General features: G+C 41.1%; 4 protein-coding genes and 1 pseudogene. All 5 read left to right on the forward strand.

Annotated features, from left to right (window positions below):
- A pseudogene (locus H6G26_RS40080) lies at positions 1–351 on the forward strand (hypothetical protein); the annotation flags it as partial.
- A 351-nt stretch (positions 352–702) separates the two neighbouring features.
- Positions 703–975, forward strand: a complete 273-nt coding sequence (locus tag H6G26_RS40085; protein WP_190737516.1) for a hypothetical protein — start codon at positions 703–705, stop codon at positions 973–975.
- 162 nt (positions 976–1,137) lie between these two features.
- A complete protein-coding gene (locus tag H6G26_RS40090; protein WP_190737521.1) occupies positions 1,138–1,407 on the forward strand; it encodes a hypothetical protein in 270 nt (89 codons plus the stop codon).
- 167 nt (positions 1,408–1,574) lie between these two features.
- On the forward strand, positions 1,575–2,648 hold the full coding sequence (locus tag H6G26_RS40095; protein WP_190737517.1) for a hypothetical protein: 1,074 nt from the start codon (positions 1,575–1,577) through the stop codon (positions 2,646–2,648).
- Positions 2,649–2,757: 109 nt separating this feature from the next.
- Positions 2,758–3,189 (forward strand): DUF1257 domain-containing protein, encoded by a 432-nt coding sequence (locus H6G26_RS40100; protein ID WP_190737519.1) that lies wholly within the window; start codon positions 2,758–2,760, stop codon positions 3,187–3,189.
- The last annotated feature ends 65 nt before the right edge of the window (positions 3,190–3,254 follow it).

Raw genomic sequence — 3,254 nt, forward strand, 5'->3', positions numbered from 1 at the left:
CTCAACTGGGAAAGTTATTGTATTGGCAAGAAACCAATAGCTCAAGAAATTGCCCTTGTGCATAATTCCATCAGCGATTGGTGGAAAAAAGGATTGCCTAAGAACAACTTACTAGAAGTAGCTACGTCTCATGCACTCGATCGCAATCAATTGATGATGGAGTCGCAACGATTAATTGAAGCTTTAGGTTGGAAAGAGGAAAAGGGCAAACAGTATCTCATAGATAACTATGGCAAAAAAGGAAGACAGTTATTAACTAACGAAGAATTTGCTAACTTCGTCAACAAATTGCAGTCTATGCAAGCAAATTATGACGATGAAGTTGGTTACTGGGAGGATGTGCCTTCTTAATAACCAAATACTTACAGCGCTTCCGGCTATTATGCAATATAGTTTTCTCCTTGCTCCTCTCCTATCATCGCTTTCAGCTTTTAGGATGTACCTCATAGCTGCCGTAAGTGCTGTATTGAGGTGATTGCAGCAATTGCGTTCGCCTTTATTCTTCCCTACTTGCCTTCAAGTAGGGAAGAATATTTGATCAGTTCTCAAGTTTTATCTACAGCTAATAAAGAAGGGAAAGGGGAACTGGGGTTGGGGAAAAGGTAAAAACCTTGCTTTTCTAAGGATAATTTAATTCATGAATCCCTTACCCCTTTCCCCCTCTTTTGATTGGGCTGTATTTCAATCATTTAAAATACCCCCATGACTATTACAATCGTTCACCCCAGTATCGAAAACTTACAGCAGTTTTCTGACTCGTTCGACATTGAGAAATTATTGCAATCTAAGGGAATTCTGCCGTGGCTTTTAGCAAATGGCTGGAAGCAGGACGATGAATCGAGTTTGATTGCAAATATTATCGATGAGTCTACAAGCTTGGATGAAGTTTGGGACTCCAAAGAGTTTGATTTTAAGGCTCTGCCTGATGAATTAAAAGAAAAACTCAATCAAATATTTGAGTATTTCTATCTGTAACATTTGTCACTCTCAATCAATAATTAACGCAGAGGTAACGAAAATGTTGACGAAAGAAGAATCAGATTATGCGTGAAAAACTCTACAGTCAGATTTAATCAGTCTGACTGTAGAGAAAAATCGATTCCACGATAAATTATGGCACACTTCACTGCTACTAAGATGGAATTAAATTTGATTAAAGTTTACGACCCAACACTGTTAAGCTCCTCAAAAGTTTACCAAATCAACGGTACACTTTCCCGATATTTGGGTGATGAAGGTAGTATACAACATCCACAGTATCTATTTGTACCTCTGCCAAATCAAAGAAAAAAAGCCAGCTTTCGACTAAATCGAAACAAACTCATGACTCGCTGTTATGAAGTCGAAGGGATGGTTTATCAAAAGCCTGTGGTACAGGATAATTCACAGCAACTTCAGCTATTTTAAGCCATGTCCATACATAAACCACCAGTCGTCAAAAGACACATTAGGTTACAAAATGGCTCTACAAAAGTAATCTATAGAGCTACTACAGATATTCACAAATTGAGAAATAGTCACAAAGAAAGCTTCGCTGAATTGAAAGTGAAAAATAATGATTGAGGTGAATAATCATGGTACAAGCAATTGACAACCCTATCGTTGCAAATTTCCTAACTGATGCAGTAGTCGAGCGCCACAATTTCTCACAGTTAAATAAAACTCGCATTCGCTTTCGTATCCAGCTAAAGAAAAGTACAAAGTCTGCTGCTCCTAAGTGGGCAGATGTCTTAAAAGCTGAAGTCTCTGAAATCGAATCAGACCTTGTAAAAGTTACAAATTCCGAAGTCGGATTACGCGGAATCAAGGTATTCAAGAAGCTGGATGAAGCTGCTGCCCAATTGAGGCAAGAAATCGCTTCAGTTCAAGAGTGGATGTCTGCTGATACTGGTGACTGGGTTTGTCCGATTGATTTAGCTCCACTCGTTTGGAGCCAACTACTTAATATTAGGGATAACGTAGCTCCCAGTTTACGGAATCAATTAAAAGTTGATTACGAGGCAGGACTTGTAGATTACCAGGAACGGATTGACCAGTTTCTCTCACTCCATACTTGGGAGTTATCGCAGGATAAGCAAGAATCAGTCAAAGCCAACTTGCTAAGAGCATTCCCGACTCTGACCGACCTCGAAGACTATTTGCAAGTCGTTATAGGTCGTCCGGTGATTATCCCAGCATTGTCCGAACAACTGAACCAGCAGCAAGCCGAGTGTCTAGACCAGATTACCAAGTTCATCCAACAGTATGACCAAAATCTAGAGCAAAGGCTACGGGAATCAGCGATCGCTGGTGGTGAACAACTTGCCGCCCAATTGCTTGAAGAATTAAGCGACTGGGAGCCAGGACGCAAGCCCGTACAGTTTAAAAAAAAGATGGAAAAACACCTGATGAAAGTGCGGGTGTTACTGGCAAATGCCTCACCGGAAGCTGGCAGTAGTTTACAGCAGATGATGGAGCATTTGGATTCGATTGTCACCGATCCGGCTATTGAATCAAAAAATCTTGCTAGTGATGGGCGCAGTCAGTTACAGCAAAAAATGGAACAAATTAGGGTCAAACTCCTAGACGAACAGCGCAATCTCCAAGAGCTAGCAACTGGTGAGGTGGGTTTATCGAAAGCTACCGTGATGTCGTTTAAGTTCCGGTAAAAAACAGTTTTGGGCGAGTGCATTCGCCCAAGACTAAGTACCTTAAACGAAAAATGCAGTATACATCTCAAAAACAATACCGCACTTCTACTATAGGGACAAAATTCTCATGTCGCATTTCTCAACAGTTAAAACTAAACTTGCTAACAGTGAATGTCTGGTACAAGCTTTACAAGATTTGAAACTGAATCCGCAAGTTCATGAAACAGCACAATCACTAAAAGGATACTACGGTGGCTCTCAAGGACAAAGCGCTGAAATCATCGTATCTGGTCGCACGATAAAAGCCCGTGCAGACATCGGATTCAAGTGGAATCAGTCAAGCGGCGTGTACGACGTAATACACGACGGTTATGAAACAGTTCCGAAGTTGGGACAAGACTTTTTCAGTAATAAACTAATGCTGGCTTATGGACAGCGAATGGTGAGAGCTAAAGCTGCCGAGTTACAAGAGCAGTTTGGGGAATGTGCGATCGCTGAATCAACTAACGGAAGTGTCCAAACCCTTAGGGGGCTACAAAAAGGGCTAGGATGCAGATAGAATAAGCCTCATCGCTCTTTCTCCTTGTTGGTAGTAAGGACGTTTATTAGGACTGAGTGTCAATA

Source organism: Nostoc sp. FACHB-888 (assembly GCF_014696655.1).
GTDB lineage: Bacteria > Cyanobacteriota > Cyanobacteriia > Cyanobacteriales > Nostocaceae > Nostoc.

Excerpts from the sequence above, each read along its gene's own strand:
- H6G26_RS40100 (WP_190737519.1), top strand. The coding sequence starts at position 2,758 with ATGTCGCATTTCTCAACAGTTAAAACTAAACTTGCTAACAGTGAATGT.
- H6G26_RS40095 (WP_190737517.1), top strand. The coding sequence starts at position 1,575 with ATGGTACAAGCAATTGACAACCCTATCGTTGCAAATTTCCTAACTGAT.
- H6G26_RS40085 (WP_190737516.1), top strand. The coding sequence starts at position 703 with ATGACTATTACAATCGTTCACCCCAGTATCGAAAACTTACAGCAGTTT.
- H6G26_RS40090 (WP_190737521.1), top strand. The coding sequence starts at position 1,138 with ATGGAATTAAATTTGATTAAAGTTTACGACCCAACACTGTTAAGCTCC.